The sequence below is a fragment of the Polynucleobacter sp. Latsch14-2 genome, assembly GCF_018881925.1.
Taxonomy (GTDB): domain Bacteria; phylum Pseudomonadota; class Gammaproteobacteria; order Burkholderiales; family Burkholderiaceae; genus Polynucleobacter.
This window is the reverse complement of sequence record NZ_JACVPL010000011.1, coordinates 35,698-58,957: the sequence shown is the minus strand read 5'-3', so window position 1 is coordinate 58,957 and position 23,260 is coordinate 35,698. Positions and strand designations below refer to the sequence as shown.

Here is a 23,260-nt window from a genome sequence, read left to right as displayed (position 1 = left end):
TTGAGTAAAAGGGCATGAAACAGGCGCCCTTCCTATTGAACGGATTTTTAAACTTTATACAGAGGAATCAAAAATGGCGCGTCCTGAAATTAAAACAATCCAAAATCTGGAGTCTGCATTTGCTGGTGAATCCATGGCTCATATTAAGTATCGATACTTTGCCAAGTTGGCACGGGCAGCTGGCGACGAAGAGACTGCAAAAATCTTTGAAGCAACGGCTGACCAAGAAGTAATGCATGCCTTTGGTCACCTCGATTTACTCTACCCCGCCAGCACCATTACACCAACTCGCGCTTTAGAAATTGCGATTGAAGGTGAAACCTATGAGTACACCGAAATGTACCCAAGCTTTCGGAAAACGGCAGTTGAAGAAGGCAATACAGCCGCGATCCAGGAAATTGATGAGCAAATTGCTGAATCTAAGGAGCATGCTGAGCAGTTTCAGGCGGTATTGACTAAGGCGGCCAAACGCTTTGCAGCACTGGCTAATGTCGAAGAGCGTCATGCTAATCACTACAAAAAGGCTTTGGAAAAAGCCAAAGCATTCGCCGTTAAATAAGCAGCAAAAGAATGAATTCGAAATTAAATTTAAACTAATCACTATTGAATAAAGGAATGATGATGAAATCTTGGCAATGTGTCGTATGTGGCTTTATCTATGATGAAGCAAAAGGCCTCCCAGAGGACGGGATCGCCCCTGGCACCGCATGGGCTGATGTTCCAGAAGATTGGGAATGCCCAGACTGTGGCGTAGCCAAATCAGACTTTGAAATGGTGCAGATTGGCTAATCAAGTTAATCGGTAGTAATTTCTGTTGAACGCATTTCTTAGGAGCCCAGCTTTGAACCAAAATATGCAACTATCCCAACCCTCCATCGTCATTATTGGCAGTGGGTTGGCTGGGTTTACCGTTATTCGAGAAATCCGCAAATTAGACAAAACAGTGCCGATCACGCTAGTCACTCGCGAGCCAGGGTACTTTTACTCGAAGCCGATGCTTTCGACTGCCTTGGCAAGCAAGAAAGAAGCGTCACAACTTATCTCCACGCCTCAAGATGGAATGGCGGCACAGCTAGAGATCACCATCATGAGTGAAACTGAGGCTAGTGATATAGATACTGTTGCGCAGACAGTTTCCACCAACAAAGGCAGGCTGATCTACAGTAAATTGGTATTGGCTCTAGGTGCCGATCAAATTCGCCTCCCACTTCGAGGTAATGCAGCAGCTGAGGTTATCACTGTCAATGACTTGGAGGAATACAAAAAATTTCGTCAAGCCATTGCCGAGAAAAAAAGGATTGTCATTTTGGGAGCAGGCTTGATTGGCTGTGAGTTTGCCAATGACTTGGTATTAGGTGGTTACGAAGTTGATGTGATTGACTTGGCGCCACACGCCTTGAGCCGAATACTTCCAAGAGAGGCATCTCTTGAGTTACAAAATCATCTCAGCGCCGCTGGTGTCCGTTGGCATCTTGGCACCACCATCGAATCCATTGAGCGAATTGGTGGCGAGTTACATGTCACCCTAGCAAACGGCCATACCATCCAGTGCGAAGTAGCTCTCTCGGCGGTTGGATTAAGACCAAGATTGGATTTGGCTAAAGCAACTGGATTGGCAACTGGGATTGGTATTCAGGTAAATCGCCAATTAGAAACAAGCGTTAAGAATGTCTACTCACTGGGAGATTGCGCTGAGGTTGAGGGCTTGGTATTGCCGTACGTGATGCCAATCATGCAAGCAGCCAGAGCCCTAGCCCCAACCCTTCTGGGTCAAGATACAGCGCTGAACTACCCCGCAATGCCGGTCATGGTGAAGACTCCTGCCTTACCAACTATTGTGTCACCGCCCGCTAAAGATGCTATTGGCGCCTGGAAAATCAATCCAGTGGAAGGCGGCCTAGAAGCCCGCTTTGAAAGTACTGAGGGCAAACTACTTGGCTTTGCGCTAATGGGTAGTGCAAGCGCTCAACGCGGAGCCTTTACAAAAGAATTACCGTCCCTGCTATAAGTCGGGCCTGTTTTTTCACTGCATAGCAATAGAAAAAGCCCGCAATGCGGGCCTTTTCTTTAATGCATAAGTAGCCAGTTAAACAACTAATTAGACAACTACTACAAACCAAGTAGCGTTGTGTGACTGAGCAACCATCAAAAACAACATTGGAATAGAAAGTAATGTATTCAAGCGTGAAGTCAGCATCGCAACCCGTGCAGACTTTGCCTTGACATCAGCATCTACAGCCACAATACCAAGAGCACGTTTCTGATTTGGCCAAATAATGAACCATACGTTGAAGGCCATGACCAAAGCAATCCACATACCCAGACCAATAGCGCGGAACGGAGCTTGTAATGTGAATGCCTGATGGGCATAACCATTCAATGTGGCTACGATCAAGCCAGTTAAAACAGTCAATAAAGCTGCCCAACGGAACCAAAACAATGCTGCTGGAGCAATCACTTTGCCAATTGCTGGCTTTTGCTCGTCAGGGATTTTTGGCATGGATGGGATCTGGACAAAATTGAAGTACCAGAGCAAACCAATCCACATAACGCCAAACATCACGTGTAACCAGCGGAAAACAAACGGTAATTCTGAGGCGCTAAAGTTGCCGCCTAATGCCAAAATAATCAAAATGAGAAGCACAAAACCTGCTAAAACCGTGCGTCCCAATGAGGTCAAAATTGAAGCCATGTGAGGATCTCCTATATATATGAATGCGGTCTTACTATAAACGATTCTGCTGTTTTTGTTTATCTGAGCCAAAATGAGGCATTCTTACTTAAAATAGCTATTTAGCCTACTTAAAAGACCTATATGAACAGCCAAGTAAGCCCCACCCCCAACAAACGAATTTATATTCAGGAAGTGGTCACGCGCGATGGATTCCAGGCTGAAAAAGACTTTATTCCAACCACGGAAAAGATTGCCCTCATAGATCGGCTGAGCGAGGCTGGTTACTCCAAAATTGAGGTGACCTCATTTACTAGCCCCAAGGCTATTCCCATGTTGGCCGATGCTGAGGCAGTGATGCAAGGCATCAACCGAGTCCCAGGAGTGGAGTACACCGTTTTAATTCCGAATCTAAGGGGTGCGGAGCGAGCTATTGCTGTTGGTGTAGATGAATTCAATTTAGTTATGTCGGTCAGCGAAGCCCACAATCAAGCAAACTTGAAAATGGGTCGCGAAGATTCCTTTAAGGCTTTGAGCTCTGTAATTGAACTTGCTCACTCTAGCAAAACTGCAGTCAATATCTCTTTATCCACCAGTTTTGGCTGCCCTATGTCTGGCTTCACGCCGTTAGCTGAATTAATGCACTGGATCGAGCGCTTTGCAGAAAAAGGCATTCGTGGGATAACGATTTGCGATACCACCGGAATGGCCAACCCAACCCAAGTCCAACAAGTGTGTGAAATGGCTCAGGCCAAACATCCCAATTTGCAATGGACGCTGCACTTTCATAACACCCGCGGCATGGGTCTTGCCAATGCGCTTGCAGCAATCAATAGTGGTATAGACCGTTTTGATGCTTCGCTTGGTGGCTTGGGCGGCTGTCCGTATGCCCCTGGGGCCACGGGCAACATCTGCACTGAAGAGTTGGTGCATATGCTTGATCTGATGGGCTTAAACACTCATATGAAAATCGACACACTTCTGGAATGCTCTTCTGATCTCCAGAAAATAGTGGGGAGAACTTTGCCCAGTCAATTGCTAATGGCTGGTAAAGTAGATCGAACTTATACGGCACCGTGTCAAATCTAAAACACAGAGACAAGATCATGAAACTAGGCTTATTCCTCAAATCCACCACTGCTATCGCCATCACTTTTTTAAGTGTTTATTTACCTGCCAATGCGCAAGAATTTCCACCCAAGAAAACAATCACCATGGTGGTTGGATTCGCAGCGGGTGGCGCGTCTGATAATGCCGCCAGAATTATTGCAAAAAAGTTAAGCGAGGATCTTGGTCAAAATGTGATCGTCGACAATAAGCCAGGTGCGGGCGGTAATATTGCCCATGCATATACAGCCACAGGCCCAACCGATGGCTCACTCATCCTGCTTGGCTCGATAGGGCCACTTTCGATTGCCCCTCACCTCATGAAATTGACATACGACCCACAAAAAGATTTGGCGCCGCTGACAATGGGAATGAATTTTCCAAACGTACTAGTAGTCACGCCGAGCTTAGGCGTAAAGAACCTCAAAGAGTTTATTGCCCTTGCAAAAAAGAAACCTGGGCAAATCACTTTTGCATCAACTGGATCAGGATCTGCCTCGCACCTTCAGGGGGAGCTACTTAACGTGCGAGCTGATATCGATACAGTACACGTCCCATATAAAGGTGGAAGCCCAGCAATGGTTGATTTATTAGGCGGCAGAGTTTCTGGCTACTACTCAACCATTTCTACGTCTGAGCCCTATATTAAAAGCGGCCAACTCATTCCGATCGCCTCTACCGGCCTAAAGCGCAGCACAAGCCTGCCGAATGTTCCAACGATCGCAGAATCTGGATATCCAGGCTTTGATGCAACTAACTGGTACGCATTTGTGGCACCTGGAAAAACTCCAGAAGTTATTCTAGATAAATGGAATAAAGCGCTAGTTGCAGTATTAACCGATAAAGCAACAAGCAAGCTATTGGCGGAACATGGCTTAGCGCCAAACCCAGGATCGCGCGAAGAGCTGGCCAAATACATAGCCAGTCAATCTACCACCTGGGCAAAAATTATTAGCGACAGAAAAATCACCGACGAGTAAAAATCAGTCGAGGATCTTTTAATTAGGGGCTGGGTAAAACTTACTGGGCAGTCCAGCCTCCGTCCATATTCCAAGCAACCCCCCTCACCTCTGAGGCATCGGCTCCACAGAGAAACACCGCTAGAGCTGCAAGTTGTTCTGTCGTTACAAATTCACCAGAAGGTTGTTTCTCAGATAGCAATGCAATCTTTGCAGCGTCATTAGAAATGTGTTCGCGCTCAGCTCTGGCATCAACTTGTTGTTGCACCAAGGGGGTTAACACCCAGCCGGGACAAATTGCATTACAAGTAATACCTGTACGAGCATTTTCAAGTGCTATCACCTTAGTTAAACCCACAATGCCATGCTTGGCTGCGATATAGGCTGCCTTTTGAGTGGACCCCACTAGACCATGTACTGAAGCAATATTAATAATGCGACCCCAATTCCGTTTTTTCATACCGGGGAGTGCGTGATGACTTGTATGAAATGCGGAACTTAAATTGATAGCAATAATTGCATCCCATTTGTCCGCAGGGAAATCTTCGACATTTGCCGTGTATTGAATGCCCGCATTGTTCACCAAAATATCAAGCGAACCAAAACGTTTATCGGTTTGCTTGATGAGATCTTCAATCTCTACAGGTTTACTCATATCGGCACCGTGGTAATCCACTTCAACACCACATGCTTTAATTTTCGCAATGGCGACATCTTTCTCGCCAAAGCCATTCAACATAATATTGGCGCCCTGTTTTGCCAATGCAATTGCCATGCCCAATCCGATACCGCTAGTTGAGCCGGTCACTAGGGCTGTTTTACCTTTTAATGTGGACATATCAATACCCTCTAATAGAGTTTCAAAAAATATAGGATACAGCTTCAGATCATTAAATTAAATGCAGGAAATGTCCTATTTGGTGCCAAATACTATCAGGCACTAGCGTGAGTAGCCATGTCATGGTGAGGTAGCGCATGAGCTTGCCAAAAAACATGTAAATCAAACAAGGCGCCCATGCTAGGCGTAACCATCCAGCAGCCAAGCATAACGGGTCACCCACGCCAGGCAACCAGGATAAAAGTAGTACCTTGGGTCCGTGCTGCTCTAGCCAAACTTTTACACGGTCATTTTGCGGACCTTTTAGCGTCTTTAGTTTGCCGTGAGCGAGTAAGCCCAGCCACCAATCAAACATCCCTCCCAGCGTATTGCCTACAGTGGCAATCAAAATTGCTATCCAATATAGATGGGGATTGACTGTGATGTAGCCAAATAAAATTGGCTCCGACCCTATAGGCAAAAGCGTTGCAGAAACAAAGGAACTAATAAAAACTGCTGGCAAACCAATCGATGGCATTCCAAACCAGCCGAAGAAATGCTGCAGCATCTGATCCATTAAGCTAGAACCCCAGATTTTTTGAGAATCGCAATTTGTTCTTGAGTTAAACCGGCGGACCTCATGATCTCATCAGTATGCTCCCCCAAGGTGGGGGCTCGATGTCGAATCACACCAGGATTTTGAGACAGCTTAGGAATAATTCCTGGCACCTGAACTTTGAGACCATCGGCGCTCTCAACACTTTCGATAACGCCTCGAGCCTGGTAATGGGGATCTTCAGCAATATCCTTAGCGGTATAAATTTTTCCAGAGGGTACTTGAGCTTTAATCAACCCTTTTAAGACCTCATCCAAACCCAGCGTGACAGTCCACGCATTAATCGCCGCATCTATTTCTACCACCCTCTTTGCGCGTCCATCGTTCTGAGCCAAGCTCGGGTCTTCACCCAGATCTGTTCGGCCAATTAAAGCCATCAGACGCTTGAAAATGGAGTCCCCATTACCAGCAATCAGAACATATTGACCATCACCACATCGATAAGCATTTGATGGTGCAATTCCAGGTAAAGCCCCACCAGCAGGCTGGCGAATAGCTCCAAACACTGAATACTCAGGCAGCAAGCTCTCCGTCAAATTGAAAATAGACTCGTACAGGGCAACGTCAATCATTTGACCTTCACCGCCACGAGCATCGCGCTCATATAGAGCAAGCAGCACACCCAAGGCCCCATGTAAGCCAGCAATGGTATCGCCCAAAGATACTCCGGCTCTTACAGGTATTTCATTGGGATGACCAGTGATGTAGCGCAAACCTGCCATCGCCTCACCAATTGCCGCAAAACCAGGCTCATCACGCTTTGGACCATCCTGGCCATAACCAGAAATACGCAGCATGATGAGCTTAGAATTTGCCTGATGCAACTCCTCCCAACCCAGACCCCACTTTTCTAGAGTGCCTGGGCGAAAGTTCTCAATGACAATATCTGCCTCGAGCGCTAAGCGACGAGCAATTTCTTGCCCTTCCTTGACACGCAAATCTAAACAGATTGACTGCTTGTTACGCGAGTGTGCTTGCCACCATACGGAAGTGCCGTTGTGAAGCATGCGCCATTTACGCAGAGGATCCCCTTCGCCCGGAGATTCGACCTTGATGATTTCAGCACCAAAATCAGCTAAGGTCTTTGATGCAAAGGGGCCAGCAATCAATTGCCCCAGCTCCAAAACTTTAATCCCGGAAAGTATCTGTCGTGGCTTCAAATCCATATTTTTTCAAAGTCTCATGTTTGGTTTTTTATCTTAATCCGTTATTTTCACGGATTTCAGAAACTTGCTTAAACTATTGGTAAAAACCCGTAATACGCCTTAGATCATAACCATAGAGACTTTAATGAACCACCCCATTCCCAAGCCAGACCAATATCAAGATATGCGTGAGGCATTACGAGACCTATGCGGCAGCTTTGACTCTGCCTATTGGCAAAAAATAGATCATGAGCGTACCTACCCAGAGGCTTTTGTAGACGCCATGGCGCAAGCGGGATGGTTGGCAGCACTCATTCCCGAAGAATATGGCGGCTCTGGACTCGGACTTGCAGAAGCTTCCGTCATTATGGAAGAAATTAATTTCTCAGGTGGTAATGCTGGTTCTTGCCATGGTCAAATGTACAACATGGGCACCCTATTGCGACATGGCTCTGAGGCCCAAAAGAAAATGTACTTACCAAAAATTGCTACCGGAGAATTGCGCTTGCAATCAATGGCGGTAACTGAACCTACAACGGGTACCGACACAACCAAATTAAAAACTATGGCCGTTAAGCAGGGTGACAACTACATTGTCAACGGTCAAAAGGTTTGGATCTCTCGAATTCAGCATTCGGACCTGATGATTTTATTAGCCCGTACTACCCCACTAGCTGAAGTAAAGAAAAAATCTGAGGGCATGTCTATTTTCATCGTGAATTTAAAAGATGCTCTTGGCAAGGGCATGGAAATCTCGCCAATTGCCAATATGGTCAATCACGAAACAAATGAAGTTTTCTTTGATAACCTAGAAATTCCAGTTGAGAACTTAATTGGTCAAGAGGGTCAGGGATTTAAATATATCTTGGATGGCCTTAATGCGGAGCGTGCCCTGATTGCAGCTGAATGTATTGGCGATGCTTACTGGTTCGTTGACCGTGCACGCCGCTATGCAAATGATCGCGTGGTCTTTGACCGCCCGATTGGAAAAAATCAAGGGGTGCAATTTCCAATAGCGGACTCTTATATTGAAACTGAAGCTGCAAATCTGATGCGCTTCAAAGCTTGTGAATTATTCGATAATAATCAGCCTTGTGGTGCAGAGGCAAATATGGCCAAGTATCTTGCAGCTAAAGCATCATGGGAAGCAGCTAATGTCTGCCTACAAACGCATGGTGGTTTCGGTTTTGCCAATGAATATGATGTGGAGAGAAAATTTAGAGAAACGCGACTTTATCAAGTGGCGCCAATCTCGACTAATTTAATTTACTCTTACATCGCTGAGCATATTCTTGGCCTACCAAGATCCTTCTAAGAGTCTCTGATATGACATCAAAACAGGTTCGCCCACTTGACGGGATTACCGTGGTCTCTTTAGAGCATGCGATCGCTGCCCCCTTTTGCACGCGCCAACTAGCAGATCTGGGAGCGCGCGTTATTAAAGTTGAGCGCCCAGGTTTAGGTGACTTTGCTCGCGCTTACGATAAACAAGTAAACGGGCTTTGCTCCCATTTTGTCTGGGTGAATCGCTCGAAAGAAAGTTTGACACTAGACCTAAAACAACCATCTGCCATGGCAGCCCTCAAAATTTTACTCAAGACCGCTGATGTCTTAGTCCAAAACTTAGCGCCCGGCGCAGCTACGCGCATGGGACTAACTCCCGAGGCCTTGCATAAAGAAAATCCCGGGCTTATTTTGTGCGATATTTCTGGCTATGGCAACGATGGGCCTTACCGAGATAAAAAAGCCTATGACCTGCTGATTCAAAGTGAAGCGGGCTTTTTATCAGTCACCGGCACACCAGAAACCCCAAGCAAATCGGGCAACTCAATAGCGGATATTGCTGCGGGCATGTATGCCTATACCAATATTCTTGCTGCTATTTTGCAAAGAGCCAAAACAGGGAAGGGTTCGGTGATTGATGTTTCGATGCTGGAATCTCTGAGTGAGTGGATGAGTTTTCCAATGTATTACGCCTTTGATGGCGCCGAACCGCCACCCAGAAACGGAGCATCGCACGCCACCATCTATCCTTATGGCCCCTTTAAGGCAGGCGATGGCGGGACAGTTATGCTTGGCTTGCAAAATGAACGTGAGTGGGTTCAATTCTGCGAAGTCGTTTTAGAGAATGTCGCCTTAGGAAAAGATGAGCGCTTTAACCAAAACTTCAAACGCAATGAAAAACGCGAGGCACTTCTCGCAATAATTGATGACTGCTTCAGTAAGCTAACTACTGAGCAAGTCATTGAAAAATTAGAAAAAGCACAAATTGCCAACGCTCGCCTGAATGATATGGCGGGGCTTTGGAAGCATGATCAACTCAAAGCTCGTAATCGCTGGGTCAATGTCGATACTCCAGCAGGTCAGATTCCGGCGCTGTTACCCCCGGGCTCGAATGATAGCTATGAATACCGGATGGATGCCATTCCTGCTGTAGGTGAGCATACCCACGATATCCTCTCTGAAATTGGCCTTAGTGAAGAACAGATTCAGAGTATGGCCAACAGTCAAGCAATTTAAAGGAGTGGCGAAGCCAAGTGGGCTGCATTTTCTAGCAACGTGCGCCACCGTGGCTTTTTCGACCAAGCCTCTGGATTAACAAAATCAGACTGCCCCAAATACACCTCAACAAGCTTTTCCAGTTTTTTGCAAAAAACTTCGTTATAAACAATTAAACTAATCTCGAAGTTCAAACGCAAACTACGCTGATCAAAATTAACGGATCCAAAGATTGCAATACGTTTATCAATCAACATGCTCTTGGTGTGCAAGAGGCCACCATGAAACTCGGCGATATTGACTCCAGCATTCAATAGATCGCCATACATACTCCGACTACTCCAAGCTACTAAAGTTGAGTCATTGAGCTTAGGAACAATCAAAGTCACCTTCACCCCTCGATTGGCTGCTGCCATTAGAGCCTGAATCAGACCATCATCAGGCCCAAAATACGGGGTAGTGATGGTAAGTTCTTCACGCGCATCCATGATTGCCGAAAGCAATACTTGATACAAAATATCATCGCGATAAACAGGTCCAGAGGCAAATTCCTGAGCCAATGCCTCTCCAGCTGGAGCAGGGATATCAAGGTTAGGTTCGTTAAATTTCCGAATACCAGCAGTTGCAACGCTCCAATCGAAAAGAAATGTGAGATCAAACTGAGAAACTACTGGCCCCTCAATTCTCACTAATGCATCAACCCACTCGCCTACCCCAGAGTCTTGCTTAAAAGTGCGTGGATCAACCATATTCATACTACCGGTCCAGGCCACAACGCCATCAATCACAAATATTTTTCGGTGGAGACGAATATCGGCACGACGAAACTGAAAACGGCCAATTTGAATCGGTAGAGCCTCAGTGATTGCAATCCCTGCATTTCTAAAGCGCTTTGGCCACTTTGATTTGAGCCAATCCTTGCTACCCAATGAATCCAATAAGACTCGACAGGCTACCCCGCGTTGGGCAGCGGCTATCAATGCCTCTCCAACACGGTCAGCATCTCCACCCAAGGCCCAGATGTAGAACTCCAGATGTAAGCTTTTTTTAGCGCCATTAATCGCATCAATAAACTTTTGCAAAATTTCTAATGAGTTCGTATACAACTCAATCTGATTACCTGCGATTGCAGGCGAGCCATTTTGGGATTCAGCTAAAAGACTTAAGGCCCTACCCTCCAAAGGTAGATGCTGGCGATCATCTAAAAACCTTTGGCGCATTTTTTCAGTAAGCAAAACATAGTCTTTACTCATACGCTCAATTTTGCGCATGAGACTACGGCCCACAGGACGTTCACCAATGAGGATATACAAGCCGATTCCCAGCAAGGGAAAAGTCATCACGATAAAAATCCATGCAAAAGCAACGCCTACTGGCCGCCTCACTGAAATAATCACTGTGATAAATAAGGTGACTACCAAAAAGTGGGCTAATAAAATCCAGCTAACACTTTGAGAGGATGAAAAAAAGAAACCTAACAAATCATTCACAGGAGCTCCAGTTCTGCAGTAATGCCTAAGTGATCAGATAATTTAAGCCATTCATGCAAGATATCGACGGAATGAATTTTTAGTCCGCGCACGTAGATTCTATCCATTGCTAGCATAGGCTTAATACTGGGAAAAGTCTTTGCTGGTGAGCCAGTTAGCACTTCAAAAACCTCGTCAAACCCCGCCTCTTTCATCGGAGCACTAATGCGATTTCTCCAATCGTTAAAGTCACCCGCCACGATTGCCGGACCATTTACCGCCAAGCTATTAATATGCCGAATAATTTCTGCGAGCTGACGCTCCCGCCCGCCCTCAAACAATGCAAGATGCACACAAAAACAATGAATGGGTTTAGAGGAGCCCTCAAGATAAGTCACGCTATGCAATAAACCGCGCCTCTCAAAGCGATATGCAGAAATATCGTAATTCCTTCCCTTATGCAGCGGCAGTCTCGACAGAATAGCGTTGCCATGATGTCCATCAGGGTACTCAACATTTTTCCCGTAATGCCAATGGTGCCAAAAATCCTCCGACAGGAAATGGGTTAATTCACTAGTCGGCCATTGACCAAATCGCCTTATCCTACCGCGATGCTCTTGCTGTAACTCTTGCAAAAAAAGTAGATCGGGATGTTGCGCCCTCATTTTTTGGCGCAACTGATAAATGGTTGACTGGCGCTGTAAGGGTGATAAGCCCTTATGAACATTCATCGTCATCACACTAAACCGTCTAAGCGAATTTAAGGGCGTCATACTATCCCTGCGCTTGCTGACGTCTCATGCGCGCCTGATAAATTTCACCCTCAACCAAATCCTGACATTGCATACACTTATTGCAAATAGACGCCTGCTCCCGCAACTCCTCAATAGAGCTAATAGGATGTGAATCTAGGTACTCACGCAAATCGAGATCCCAGACTTCATTGCATAGGCAAATCACCTCAGCCATTAGTAATAATTTGAATAGTTAATTGCATTAGAGCTATTTTGCCATCCCCTTGATAAAATCGAGCGCATGCTTATTGCCTTTCAAGACGCCCTCCTACTTTTAGCCCATCTAGACGGCGGTGTACTGGGAATCGTTTTAGTATCCCTTCAGGTCAGCCTGACAGCATTACTCTTCGGAACCATATTAGGACTCCCCTTGGGGGCTCTCCTTGCAACGGAAGAATTTAAGTGCAAAAAAGGGATCATTGTCACCTTAAATACCCTCATGGGGGTACCAACGGTGATTGTTGGCGTGCTGGTCTACCTCCTCCTATCCCGCTCAGGGCCTTTAGGATCATGGGGATGGCTTTTTACCGCTAAGGGTATGATCATTGCCCAAACACTGCTGACAACCCCCTTAATTGCCGCCCTAAGCCGTCAAATACTGGAAGACTCCTGGCGCATTCACAGGGACTCATTCCTCGCCCTGCACTTACCGCGACTAGCCTGCCTTAAATGGCTAATATGGGATTGTCGCTTCTCGTTGAGCATTGCCATTTTGGCTGGCTTAGCAAGGGCCATTTCTGAGGTGGGAGCTGTGATGATTGTTGGGGGAAACATTGACCACTCTACCCGCACCATGACAACTGCTATCGCCCTTGAAACGAGCAAAGGGGATCTTCCCCTTGCCTTAGCTCTTGGGATCATTCTGCTGCTGATTGTCCTGCTGGCTAACCTATTTACTTTTGCTGTTCGTCAAATTGCAGAGCGTCGCTATGGTTAATCAGAGTGAGCAATTTAGTAAATTCATAGAACTCAAGGATGTGGTCGTCAAGCGAGATGACAGGGTCATTCTTAATATTCCATATGCCATCATCCCCGCCGATCGGATTATTGCCTGCATTGGACCCAATGGTGCAGGGAAGACTACCCTACTCAAGTTGCTGGCTGGTTTATTGTCTCCTGACTATGGCACTGTAACCTTCTCGTTTTTGCCCGCAAAAACCGCTTTAGTTTTGCATCACACACCCATGATAAAGGCCTCGACTCGCAGCAATCTTTGTATAGCGACGGACGCAGACCCCAGTATTACGGCAGAGCAAATCAACGCAATTCTTGAGCAGACTGACTTAACCCGCCTTGCCGATAGTCCCGCGCATAAGCTATCTGCAGGAGAAAGACAAAAGCTATGCCTTGGCAGAGCTATTTTGCAAAAGCCCAATATCGTGTTACTGGACGAGCCCACCGCTAATTTAGATCCCAATACAACCGAGCAGGTAGAGCGCATGATTTGCGGATTCACCAATCAAGGCTTCGAGGTAATTTTTTCCTCTCATCAACTTGCACAAGTTCAAAGAATTGCCCAATACATCATCTTCATTGATGATGGCGAGATCAAAGAAAAAGGACCCGTAGGCCCTTTCTTCTCAAACCCTCAAACGGCAGCAACTAAACGCTACCTACATCAAGAGCTGTTGACTGAATAATTATTTAGCAGCTGGCGGGGGTACTGCAGCCACAGGAGCAACAAATGGAGGTGGTGCTACACAAGCCGCAGGAGCTGATGTGCCAGCAACCTTAAAGCGATCAGCCACCCTGTTTTGAGCTTGACATAACTGAAAGGCGCCAACTTTATCTCCGTAGGCTGCCTTCGCTTTAGCAAGATCGGCGGCGGCTTGAGCCTCAGGCGTTAAAGGCGGCAATGCTGCAAATGATGCGGCACTGGCAAATATAAAAAATGTGAAAGCAATGATTTTTTTCATGGCTTTGTCCTTATTTATTGATCTTGTTATACCAAATCTCATGGTGTTCTTTAGCCCATGTAGCATCAACATAGCCAGTCTTCATGCCATCAATTGAACCTTGCATGCCAATCGTTCCGATGTAAATATGCCCCATTGCCATTGTCGTCATCAATAGTGCTGCTGAGCTATGAATAATATTTGCCAGTTGCATTGTGCCGCGCCAATATTGAACATCCATAAAGGGCACGATCATATCGAGCACAAAGCCTGAGGCTGAGATCGTAAGACCCAAGAAAACCATACCAAACCAGAACCAAAACTTTTCACCAAAATTAAAGAATCCTGCTGGAACATGTTTGCCGGAGAAGATGCCACCAAAAGAAAGTAGCCATGCCATATCACCTTCACCAAAAATGTTCTTGCGAACAAATAGGATAAAGAAGACCACAATACTCAATGTGAATAAAGGGCCGGTGAAGTTGTGAATGTTCTTGCAAACCATCAAGAAGGATCCATAAGCCATGCCACCCATCAGCGGCAAAGCAAAGTACTTCCCGTACAAAATCATCAGACCCGTAAATGCAAGCGCTAAAAAGCTTGCTGCCATAGTCCAATGAGTAAAACGATCTAAGCCATTAAAACGCTTCACCATGACACCAGATAAGGGCTCGTGCAATTTAATGGAGCCTTTCACTGTATACATCGCAATGATGCCAAAAAAGGCAAATGCCAAAAGCCAGCCACCATAAACTGTAATGATTCCATTGCGAATCAAGCGCCATTGTTGACCCGCCCTCTGAATTAATACCCCAGCTTGCTTATCAGGAATGCTGACATAGTTCAGTGGATCACTATTGGCAGACTCCCAAATTGGACCGCTAGCAGGCGCACTGTTCGCTGGTTGTGATTGAGCTTGAGTACCATTTGGGATGGCATTCAAATTCTTGGGGATATCAATACCACTTGGCGATGGAAGCGGATCCATCGGCGCACGTTCCGCCAAACAGACCCCACTTAGGAGACTTAGCGAAATGCCAAGAGCCAGAACCCAAGAGCGACTAACACTAGAGAATGATCGATTCATACAAATGTCCTTAAACGTCTTCGTTATCTTTATTGTTGTTTAACTGATCACTTAACGCGTGAATACTCAGATTGACTCTGATTGCGCTTATTAATCGCCTCCGTCCAGCTTCCTTGATTGCCTGGCGTCCAACCCTTGGTCATAAAGCCATTGTCAGCCCCCATGTATGGGGCAACGTCAGGACGCTTGGCAGCTTTAGCAGCAATCTCAGGAGGTTCAGAACAAGCAGCAAGTAATACTCCTGCTACCAAACAGACTCCCAGAGTTTTGAAATTCAATTTCATGATTTTGCTCCAGGAATTTTGTCAGCAGGGGTTGGGGTTGGCGCAGCTGATCCTGAAGGACCATAAGCTGTAGACCAACCAAAGATATTAGACCCGGCGTACTTACCATTTGACTCGCGAACTGCCACACGCTTGTTATAGATGCTTGAAATAATCTCGCTATCGCCACCAATCAAGGCCTTGGTTGAGCACATCTCGGCACATAGAGGCAATTTACCTTCCGCCAGACGATTGCGGCCATATTTCTCAAACTCTGCAACACTGCCATTCGCTTCTGGGCCGCCGCTACAGAATGTGCACTTATCCATCTTGCTACGTACACCAAAAGCACCCTTACTCAAGAATTGAGGCGCACCAAATGGGCAGGCAAATGAGCAATATCCACAACCAATACAAATATCTTTGTCATGCAAAACCACGCCTTCGTCAGTGCGGTAAAAGCAATCCACTGGGCAGACCGCCATGCAAGGTGCATCAGAGCAGTGCATACAGGCTACAGATACAGATTTTTCTTGGCCAATAATGCCATCATTGACAGTAACCACACGACGACGGTTAACGCCCCAAGGAACTTCATTCTCATTTTTACAAGCAGTGACGCAGCCGTTGCACTCAATGCAACGCTCGGTATCACAAATAAATTTCATTCTTGCCATGGTGTTCTCCTGACTTTATTTTTTAACTTAGGCAAATTTTTCGATTTGACACATGGTAGTTTTGGTTTCTTGCATCATTGTCACCATGTCATAACCATATGTTGTTGCAGTATTAACCGCTTCACCCTGAACAATTGGGGCGGCGCCCTCAGGATAGTATTTACGCAAGTCTGCACCCTGCCACCAACCGGCAAAGTGAAATGGCACAAATGCAGTTCCTTGATCCACGCGCTCAGTCACTAAAGCGCGCACTTTAATTCTGGCCCCAGTTGGTGACTTCACCCAAACATATTCCCAATTCTTAATGCCACGGGCTTCAGCTGCCTTAGGGTTGATCTCAACAAAGTTTTCTTGTTGCAGCTCTGCCAGCCATGGATTAGAACGGGTTTCATCGCCACCACCCTCGTACTCAACCAGACGGCCAGAAGTCAAAATGATCGGGAACTTCTCATACAGCTTCTCGGATAAATTCTTATCTTGAACGGTTTTATAAAGCGTTGGTAAGCGCCAGAAATTCTTCTTGTCAGCCGCAGTTGGATACTTACGCATCATTGGCTCATTAGTACTGTACAAAGCCTCACGGTGAATTGGAATGGCATCAGGGAAATTCCAAACTACTGCGCGTGCCTTTGCATTGCCAAATGGATGACAACCATTCTTCATCACCACTCGCTGAATACCGCCGGATAAGTCAGTTTTCCAGTTCTTGCCTTCAGCCAGCTTCTTCTCTTCATCGGTAAGTTGATCCCACCAACCCAGTTTCTTCATGAACACATGATCGAACTCAGGATATCCAGTGGTAATAGCAGAACCTTTAGAGTGGGAACCATCCTCAGCTAACAAGGACTTACCTTCTCTCTCAACCCCGAAGTTGGCGCGGAAATTACCGCCGCCTTCCATCACACTCTTACTGGTGTCGTAGAGATTAGGTGAGCCTGGATGCTTAATTGCAGCCGTACCATAGCAAGGCCAAGGCAGGCCATAGTAATCACCAGTAGTGTCGTAACCGGATACTGGGTCAACGCCACCACGTGATTTCAGGGTCTTAGGATCAAATGTGCCAACCATTCTCATGTGCGCTTTGAGACGCTCAGGAGTTTGGCCGGTGTAACCAATCGTCCAGCACGAACGATTAATCTCACGCAAGATATCCTCAACCTGTGGCTCTCTCCACTGCTTACCGGCAAACTTGGAGTTCAGCATTTTGTAATTGGCCGATAACTCTTGACCAAAACCTAAGCGGTCAGCAAAAGCTTGCATGATCACATGGTCAGGAACAGACTCAAATAATGGATCAATGACTTTCTCGCGCCACTGAAGTGAACGATTAGAAGCTGTCGCAGAGCCGCTAGTTTCAAACTGGGTTGTCGCCGGCAACAAGTACACGTTGCGATTTTTATTAACAACATCGCCTTCAGCTGGAGGCATTGCCGCCATGGCTGCTGTCGCGCTTGGATATGGATCTACCACCACCAACAAATCCAACTTATTCATCGCGCGCTTCATATCGAGGCCGCGAGTTTGTGAGTTAGGCGCGTGGCCCCAGAAGAACAAACCTTTTACATTGGTCTGCTGATCGATCATGTCATTCTTTTCGAGAACAGCATCAACCCAACGAGAAACTGTTGTGCCGGATTTCTCCATCATGTCTGGCGCATAACGGCCTTTAATCCACTCGTAGTCAACGCCCCAAACAGCGGCAAAGTGCTTCCACGAGCCGGCTGCAAGACCATAGTAGCCTGGCAATGAATCTGGATTAGGGCCTACGTCTGTGGCGCCCTGAACGTTATCGTGACCACGGAAAATATTCGTACCGCCACCAGATTTACCGACGTTGCCTAGAGCTAACTGCAAAATACATGAAGCACGAACCATCGCATTACCAATGGTGTGTTGTGTTTGACCCATACACCAAACTAGCGTACTTGGGCGGTTCTGCGCCATGGTCTTGGCTACTTGATAGACCTGAGCCTCTGGAACACCACAGGCCTGCTCAACGTTCGCGGGGGTCCACTTCTCCATCACTTCTTTGCGAATCTCATCCATGCCGTATACGCGGTCATTGATGTACTTCTTATCTTCCCAACCGTTATTAAAGATGTGATACAGAACGCCAAACAGGAAAGGAATGTCGGAACCAGAACGAATGCGCACATACTGATCAGACTTAGCTGCAGTTCGGGTATAGCGCGGATCAACCACAATGACCTTGCAACCATTTTCTTTTGCATGTAACAGGCTGAGCATGGACACGGGATGAGCTTCAGCAGCATTAGAGCCAATGTATAAGGCAGCCTTGGCATTCATCATGTCGTTATAGCTATTGGTCATTGCACCATAGCCCCACGTGTTTGCAACACCGGCAACCGTTGTGGAGTGACAAATACGCGCCTGATGGTCTGTGTTGTTGGTTCCAAAGAATGAAACCCACTTACGTAATAAATAAGCCTGCTCATTATTGTGCTTGGAGGAGCCAATAAAGAACAAGGAATCAGGGCTGTACTTTGTGCGGAGATCTTTCATCTGCGCAGTAATCTCTGTTAAAGCCTGATCCCAAGAAATTCTTTCATACTTGCCATCCACCAACTTCATTGGGTAACGCAAACGGAAGTCTCCGTGACCATGCTCACGCAGTGCTGCACCTTTGGCGCAATGCGCGCCCATATTGATTGGGGAATCAAAAACAGGGTCTTGACGTACCCAGACGCCATTCTCAACTGTGGCATCAACCGCACAACCTACTGAGCAGTGGGTACAAATCGATCGTTTCACTTCAATCTTACCCTTACCGTCTAGCATAGCCTTACTTGGCTCAGCTACGGCTTTTTGCACCAAACTTAATTGACTAGCAGCAATACCGGCACCAACACCAACTCCGGACCGCTTTAAGAAAGTGCGTCGATCCATTGTGGGTACCGCAGCTTTAAGCCCGCGCGCTAGGCTGCCGATTAGACGTGAGCTGGGTACTGAACGACTACTTTGTGGGGTATTGGATTTACGAGTCAGACTCATATGTTTTCCCTGGAAAGAATTTTTTTATTTATTAACAGCAATGAATATGATGGGGCGATATCAACTGATTACAGCAAAGCTGTTTTGTAATATTTACGGACATGTTCGGATAACTGGTAACCGTCATCTTTACCTTTAACGCTACTGCCAATCTCTTGAATGACTGCCTTACCAATAGTGGTTTGTGAAGCCACTGCCACGGCACCGACTGCGGCGCCTGCACCGATGAAAAATGTACGGCGAGAAGGTTTGCCCTCTTCGTTTACGACAGTTTTAGATTTAGCGCTCATCTTATGCTCCTATTTGGTGAAACTTGACTTTGGTCAAGTGTAAATGGAAATGGCACTTTTGACACATCTTCGAAATATTTGGCGTGTATTGGTAAATCATGTTGTTATTGCATCGCAACATCAAATCATGTCAAAGCCCTGCCCTTCAATGGCTAGAAATTCTCTGGTGAGAGCGGCTACCGGATGGTACAGATGCATCTCAGGGATATCTTCTATTGCATCGCACAATTCGTCATACCAAGGGCGAATATGGTCATTGAAAAAGACCCTTTGATTAGTAAGGTTTGATATTTCAACATCATCCCCAGCAATCAAGTAACGCATTACTTCGCACAGCGCAGAAATATGGTCCTCAGTCTCGGTCACCTCTTCAGCCGATTCCAATCCAAAGCTCTCCAGAGCGCGACGGATTTCAACTAAGGGCCGCTCATTTAAATGACCCGCCATATAAAAAGACCCGTTGAGCACAACGTTCGGGCGCCCTACACTAATAAAGTTCAAATCAAACTCATCGTGCCAAGCTTTTGCCGTATTGGATTTGGCTACTTCAACGACGCTATGCCAAACCTTAGATAAGGGAGCATCATCTGCCTGGCTTTCTTGCCCCTCGGGAATGGAGGCGGCAATTTGATTTAGCAAATCTTGATCTGGTGGCTGATGAAAGAGTCTAGCAATTAAGCCATATAAGTCGGCCCTAGCAAGATCTTCTGGTAGACCGACATCACCCACTTCGGTAGAGGTATTTTCTTTTGCTTGTTCACTCATGTTTCTTTTTTCACCATATCGACCACTCGACAATCACTGCACATCTTGAGCCTGTCCATGGCGGCACCAGCAAAGGCCCCATGCGCACCCAACTTGGTTAGCATCAGATCAACCATTTTCAAAGTACCGAAAGGTTTTCCGCAGCTAATGCAATGAAAGGCTTGGGTCTCATTAAGATCCACCCTTTGTTTGCGACGCTCAACAGTCAATAGTCGCGGGCTCAAGGCAAGCGCCTGCTCCGGGCAAGTCTGCACACAAATGCCGCACTGTACACATTGCTTTTCAATAAAAGACAGCTTGGGCTCTTCTGGATTATCCAATAGCGCACCTTCTGGACAACTACCGACACAAGACATACAAAGGGTGCAGGCTTCTTTATTAATACTGATTCCACCCAAGAGCGAGGACTTTGGCAATGCAGCACCCTCGTCTGGAATAGACGTCTTGGACTGTTTTTGAAAATGCTCTAAAAGAGCCTCAAGAGTCTCGCGCTTTTGATTACTTAAACCAAAAGTTGCAGGAGTACACACCTGCAGCAATGGACCCCGCTGACGCAACTTACCCATAGCAAGTGAAACTGGTTCGAGATCATCAGCACCACTAGCTTGGACCAGTTGAATGCGAGCATCAAATCCATAGGTGCTCAAGATGGCATTCGCTAAGGCACTTTGAGTTTCCAATGCATTGCGATAAGCAGGATCTTCATCGCCACTCATTAGTAGGATAACTTCACCAAAACCATAACTGAGAGCCCCTAGCCAAAGCTCCAAGCCAGTAGAGGCAATATGCTCAATGCCATAAGGCAGAACAAATGAAGGCAAACCTTCGTAGTGCTTGGGTCTTAAATGCGCTGCGCGTCCTAGCAAATCAATCAGTGATGAACCAACCTTAAGCGAATGGAGTAAAAGGCTCGGCGCGGTGACCTGCTGCGCCTTAAGACTCTCTGCGCTAAATACATTAGCCAGTAGTTTTATTTCTTTACCTTGGTGTTCAACGCTTGGGTAGTTGTAGCGCATTGCGCCAGATGGACAAACTGTGGAACAAGCACCGCAACCCATACAAAGATTTGGATTGACTTCGACCGTGCCCAATCCACTCTTAAATAAAGAGCTAATTGCGCCGGTAGAGCAAACATCAACACAGGCACTGCAACCCACTTTGCCGTTGCGCCCATGAGCACAGATCTTTTCGTTATAGGAAAAGTATTTGGGCTTTTCAAACTCGCCAATGAATTCAAGTAACTGGTTGGCAGCAAGTGCTTGCTCAAGCGGATCTTTTCCAGGTGCAAAATATCCCTGAGGAGTCTGACTCATACGCATCATTGGATCAACACGTAAATCCATAATCAAATCAAATTCTGCAGTACGCTGACGTTCAACCCTAGCAAACTGAATGGCGCCAATACCAGCGCAAGCGGTAACGCAGGCACGATGTGATTTGCATTTATCTAAATCAATCTGGAATGCATCATCAATTGCATTTTCCGGGCAAGCGTCAACACAAGCACCACAACGCGTACACATTTCTGGATCAATTGGGTTTTGCAAATCCCAATTGACCGAAAAATTGCCAAGATAGCCATCTAACTTAGTCAGGCTTCCGGTATAGACTGGGAAGTTTCTGGCGATCGGCAGAGGGCTTGGCTCGGTGCACAAAACTGAGACATCAAGTGAGTCGCTTAATTTTTCAGCCCAGGGTAAGGCTTGATAGCCGGGGCCAATAATGAATAATCTACCTTGACTCTCGTAGTTCACAACAGGAACAGGGTCGGCCTCTGGCATATCCGCCAAAGCAAGCAGCGCAGCAATCTTAGGCCCAGAATTCTTAGCCTCCTGAGTCCAACCAGCTACTTCACGAATATTTACAAAACGTAGTGGTGCTATTAATGGTTTTTCAGCTTGGGTGGCCAACTCTTGAAATAATGCGCCCTCTTGCGTACAAGCGACTATCAGTGAATCATCGCCATCCAACGCTTTCAGAAAAGAACCTACCTCCTGTCGACACAAAGAGGTATGCAGCGTGACACCTAATGCCTTCGAATCCAATGGCATTGTGCCGTTGCAGTTACAGACTAATTTTTGGCTCATGAATCATTTTCTTCAATATTTTTTCGATCCGAAGGAGTGCTGTCTGAGGAAACCCCTCCTAAATCAGCACTTGAATGTGGGGATGTTAAATCAACTTGATCGCCAGATAGCCGATGCTGTTCACTGCCTTCGAGAGCAGTAGCGGCAGTTTGCTTTTCACCCTCCTCTGCACTGCCCTCACCCTTGCGGAAAATATTCAACATATCTGACTGCACCATACGCTTGAGCATTTCCAAAGGAATTGGGTCAGGCTTAGAGTAATCATCAATATAAATATCTAAACCATCCATTACATTGAAATGGGGGTCTGAAAACATTTTCTTCAGGGCGGCTTGCTGAACGGCGGGATCCACTCCTGGTTGCATAAAAGCAGAAAAATCAGGAGCAAACCGATCAATCTTCTCGACATCGTCTAGGGTGGCTGGCACTAAAAGATCCCGCTTCTGCGTTTGAGCATCGAGCACTTCGGGGGTAGCGGGCTCTGCCTGACGAGCTAATTCCGCTGGGGGTTTTTCCAGCCCTGCTGGTTCGCCCGCTTTACGACGTGACCACCGATTTAAAAAGCCGCCCGCCATTATTTTTCCAGCGGGCGATCGGCGCCCTTAAATGATTGAGGGCGGTGGCGCTTTTTAGGCTCAGGGTGATAATGCTCATTCACATACTCTTGCAACCAAGAAGCATGTTCAACAGTCATTGGAATGCTATCCACTGACTCACCACCATCCAATAGGCGCCCCGCCTCGTTATAGCTAACGGATAAGCGATGAGGTACTGCGATAGTTGTATCTGATTTAGCAAGGGCTATAAATTGCCCATCAATATAGCGCTCAATATCCTCCTCTAGACGCCACATCACGAACCAACATGGCTTGGTAGCGGATAAATTCAGATAGTAACCTTCAGCCTCATCTGGAAATAAATTCAGCTCGTATCCAGTAAAGAGCCAAGATTCACCACCATCATCACGCGCCAGAAACTGTCCAGAAATCTGATTACCGTGCTTTGTAGTGGATGAAAATTCACCAAAATCGGGCAACACCTCTTGCGGCACCCATTTGAATGAAATCCATGGGTTATCGATATTCTGTTTACGCATTACTACCGCAA

General features: G+C 46.5%; 26 protein-coding genes. 9 read left to right on the top strand and 17 right to left on the bottom strand.

Annotation, left to right across the window (positions count from 1 at the left end):
- Positions 1-73 precede the first annotated feature (73 nt).
- From ICN46_RS09565 to ICN46_RS09555, 3 genes are all read left to right on the top strand, one after another.
- Complete coding sequence (locus ICN46_RS09565; protein WP_216207911.1) at positions 74-559, top strand: rubrerythrin family protein; 486 nt, start codon at positions 74-76, stop codon at positions 557-559.
- Between the two features lie 62 nt (positions 560-621).
- On the top strand, positions 622-789 hold the full coding sequence (locus tag ICN46_RS09560) for a rubredoxin (protein ID WP_216207909.1): 168 nt from the start codon (positions 622-624) through the stop codon (positions 787-789).
- A gap of 52 nt (positions 790-841) precedes the next feature.
- Positions 842-2,008 (top strand): NAD(P)/FAD-dependent oxidoreductase, encoded by a 1,167-nt coding sequence (locus tag ICN46_RS09555; protein WP_255538827.1) that lies wholly within the window; start codon positions 842-844, stop codon positions 2,006-2,008.
- A 90-nt stretch (positions 2,009-2,098) separates the two neighbouring features.
- Here ICN46_RS09555 and ICN46_RS09550 read toward each other — a convergent pair whose 3' ends face one another.
- Positions 2,099-2,692, bottom strand: coding sequence for a urate hydroxylase PuuD (locus ICN46_RS09550; protein WP_216207906.1), 594 nt, complete (start codon positions 2,690-2,692; stop codon positions 2,099-2,101).
- Positions 2,693-2,815: 123 nt separating this feature from the next.
- Between ICN46_RS09550 and ICN46_RS09545 the strand changes: the two genes are divergently transcribed.
- Positions 2,816-3,760, top strand: a complete 945-nt coding sequence (locus ICN46_RS09545) for a hydroxymethylglutaryl-CoA lyase (RefSeq protein WP_216207903.1) — start codon at positions 2,816-2,818, stop codon at positions 3,758-3,760.
- A gap of 14 nt (positions 3,761-3,774) precedes the next feature.
- Positions 3,775-4,758 carry a Bug family tripartite tricarboxylate transporter substrate binding protein gene (locus tag ICN46_RS09540; protein ID WP_370625527.1) on the top strand — a complete coding sequence of 328 codons (984 nt, stop codon included), beginning with the start codon at positions 3,775-3,777 and terminating at the stop codon, positions 4,756-4,758.
- 40 nt (positions 4,759-4,798) lie between these two features.
- Here ICN46_RS09540 and ICN46_RS09535 read toward each other — a convergent pair whose 3' ends face one another.
- From ICN46_RS09535 to ICN46_RS09525, 3 genes are read right to left on the bottom strand one after another with little or no spacing between them, the layout of a single operon-like run.
- Entirely contained in the window at positions 4,799-5,575 is a 777-nt protein-coding gene (locus tag ICN46_RS09535; RefSeq protein WP_216207896.1) for a 3-hydroxybutyrate dehydrogenase, read from the bottom strand.
- A 52-nt stretch (positions 5,576-5,627) separates the two neighbouring features.
- A complete protein-coding gene (locus ICN46_RS09530; RefSeq protein WP_216207893.1) occupies positions 5,628-6,131 on the bottom strand; it encodes a YqaA family protein in 504 nt (167 codons plus the stop codon).
- On the bottom strand, positions 6,131-7,336 hold the full coding sequence (locus ICN46_RS09525) for a CaiB/BaiF CoA transferase family protein (protein WP_216207890.1): 1,206 nt from the start codon (positions 7,334-7,336) through the stop codon (positions 6,131-6,133). Before ICN46_RS09525 ends, ICN46_RS09530 begins: the two co-directional genes overlap by 1 nt.
- Before the next feature lie 124 nt (positions 7,337-7,460).
- On the opposite strand from ICN46_RS09525, the gene ICN46_RS09520 reads away from it, so the two are divergent.
- Entirely contained in the window at positions 7,461-8,630 is a 1,170-nt protein-coding gene (locus tag ICN46_RS09520; protein WP_216207887.1) for an acyl-CoA dehydrogenase family protein, read from the top strand.
- 11 nt (positions 8,631-8,641) lie between these two features.
- Positions 8,642-9,835 (top strand): CaiB/BaiF CoA transferase family protein, encoded by a 1,194-nt coding sequence (locus tag ICN46_RS09515; protein ID WP_216207885.1) that lies wholly within the window; start codon positions 8,642-8,644, stop codon positions 9,833-9,835.
- On the opposite strand, the gene cls is transcribed toward ICN46_RS09515, so the two are convergent.
- The 3 genes from cls to ICN46_RS09500 are packed head-to-tail and all read right to left on the bottom strand — an operon-like array spanning position 9,832 to position 12,252.
- Positions 9,832-11,304: a cardiolipin synthase gene (cls, locus tag ICN46_RS09510; RefSeq protein WP_216207883.1), complete on the bottom strand. Its 1,473-nt coding sequence runs from the start codon at positions 11,302-11,304 to the stop codon at positions 9,832-9,834. The two genes, ICN46_RS09515 and cls, sit on opposite strands and share 4 nt — an antisense overlap.
- Positions 11,301-12,056 carry an endonuclease/exonuclease/phosphatase family protein gene (locus tag ICN46_RS09505; RefSeq protein ID WP_216207880.1) on the bottom strand — a complete coding sequence of 252 codons (756 nt, stop codon included), beginning with the start codon at positions 12,054-12,056 and terminating at the stop codon, positions 11,301-11,303. The genes cls and ICN46_RS09505 overlap by 4 nt, the downstream gene beginning before the upstream one ends.
- A 1-nt stretch (position 12,057) precedes the next feature.
- Positions 12,058-12,252 carry a hypothetical protein gene (locus ICN46_RS09500; protein ID WP_216207877.1) on the bottom strand — a complete coding sequence of 65 codons (195 nt, stop codon included), beginning with the start codon at positions 12,250-12,252 and terminating at the stop codon, positions 12,058-12,060.
- A gap of 66 nt (positions 12,253-12,318) precedes the next feature.
- On the opposite strand from ICN46_RS09500, the gene ICN46_RS09495 reads away from it, so the two are divergent.
- Positions 12,319-13,014 (top strand): ABC transporter permease, encoded by a 696-nt coding sequence (locus ICN46_RS09495; RefSeq protein WP_216207874.1) that lies wholly within the window; start codon positions 12,319-12,321, stop codon positions 13,012-13,014.
- The gene (locus ICN46_RS09490) at positions 13,007-13,717 is read left to right on the top strand and encodes an ATP-binding cassette domain-containing protein (RefSeq protein WP_216207872.1); all 711 of its coding nucleotides are present in this window, start codon (positions 13,007-13,009) and stop codon (positions 13,715-13,717) included. The genes ICN46_RS09495 and ICN46_RS09490 overlap by 8 nt, the downstream gene beginning before the upstream one ends.
- Here ICN46_RS09490 and ICN46_RS09485 read toward each other — a convergent pair whose 3' ends face one another.
- From ICN46_RS09485 to ICN46_RS09440, 10 genes are all read right to left on the bottom strand, one after another.
- Positions 13,718-13,993: a hypothetical protein gene (locus ICN46_RS09485; RefSeq protein ID WP_216207870.1), complete on the bottom strand. Its 276-nt coding sequence runs from the start codon at positions 13,991-13,993 to the stop codon at positions 13,718-13,720.
- Positions 13,994-14,003: 10 nt separating this feature from the next.
- Positions 14,004-15,059 carry a formate dehydrogenase subunit gamma gene (locus ICN46_RS09480; protein ID WP_216207868.1) on the bottom strand — a complete coding sequence of 352 codons (1,056 nt, stop codon included), beginning with the start codon at positions 15,057-15,059 and terminating at the stop codon, positions 14,004-14,006.
- 47 nt (positions 15,060-15,106) lie between these two features.
- Positions 15,107-15,343, bottom strand: a complete 237-nt coding sequence (locus ICN46_RS09475) for a hypothetical protein (protein WP_216207866.1) — start codon at positions 15,341-15,343, stop codon at positions 15,107-15,109.
- On the bottom strand, positions 15,340-15,999 hold the full coding sequence (gene fdh3B / locus ICN46_RS09470) for a formate dehydrogenase FDH3 subunit beta (RefSeq protein WP_216207864.1): 660 nt from the start codon (positions 15,997-15,999) through the stop codon (positions 15,340-15,342). The genes ICN46_RS09475 and fdh3B overlap by 4 nt, the downstream gene beginning before the upstream one ends.
- 27 nt (positions 16,000-16,026) lie before the next feature.
- The gene (locus ICN46_RS09465) at positions 16,027-19,011 is read right to left on the bottom strand and encodes a formate dehydrogenase subunit alpha (protein WP_216207862.1); all 2,985 of its coding nucleotides are present in this window, start codon (positions 19,009-19,011) and stop codon (positions 16,027-16,029) included.
- Between the two features lie 68 nt (positions 19,012-19,079).
- Positions 19,080-19,301: a formate dehydrogenase gene (locus tag ICN46_RS09460; protein ID WP_216207860.1), complete on the bottom strand. Its 222-nt coding sequence runs from the start codon at positions 19,299-19,301 to the stop codon at positions 19,080-19,082.
- A gap of 120 nt (positions 19,302-19,421) precedes the next feature.
- On the bottom strand, positions 19,422-20,066 hold the full coding sequence (locus ICN46_RS09455) for a TorD/DmsD family molecular chaperone (protein ID WP_216207858.1): 645 nt from the start codon (positions 20,064-20,066) through the stop codon (positions 19,422-19,424).
- Positions 20,063-22,153, bottom strand: coding sequence for a 4Fe-4S binding protein (locus ICN46_RS09450; protein WP_216207857.1), 2,091 nt, complete (start codon positions 22,151-22,153; stop codon positions 20,063-20,065). Before ICN46_RS09450 ends, ICN46_RS09455 begins: the two co-directional genes overlap by 4 nt.
- A complete protein-coding gene (locus tag ICN46_RS09445; protein WP_216207856.1) occupies positions 22,150-22,728 on the bottom strand; it encodes a DUF3306 domain-containing protein in 579 nt (192 codons plus the stop codon). The genes ICN46_RS09450 and ICN46_RS09445 overlap by 4 nt, the downstream gene beginning before the upstream one ends.
- Positions 22,728-23,249, bottom strand: coding sequence for a DUF3305 domain-containing protein (locus ICN46_RS09440; RefSeq protein ID WP_370625524.1), 522 nt, complete (start codon positions 23,247-23,249; stop codon positions 22,728-22,730). Before ICN46_RS09440 ends, ICN46_RS09445 begins: the two co-directional genes overlap by 1 nt.
- Positions 23,250-23,260: the final 11 nt, after the last annotated feature.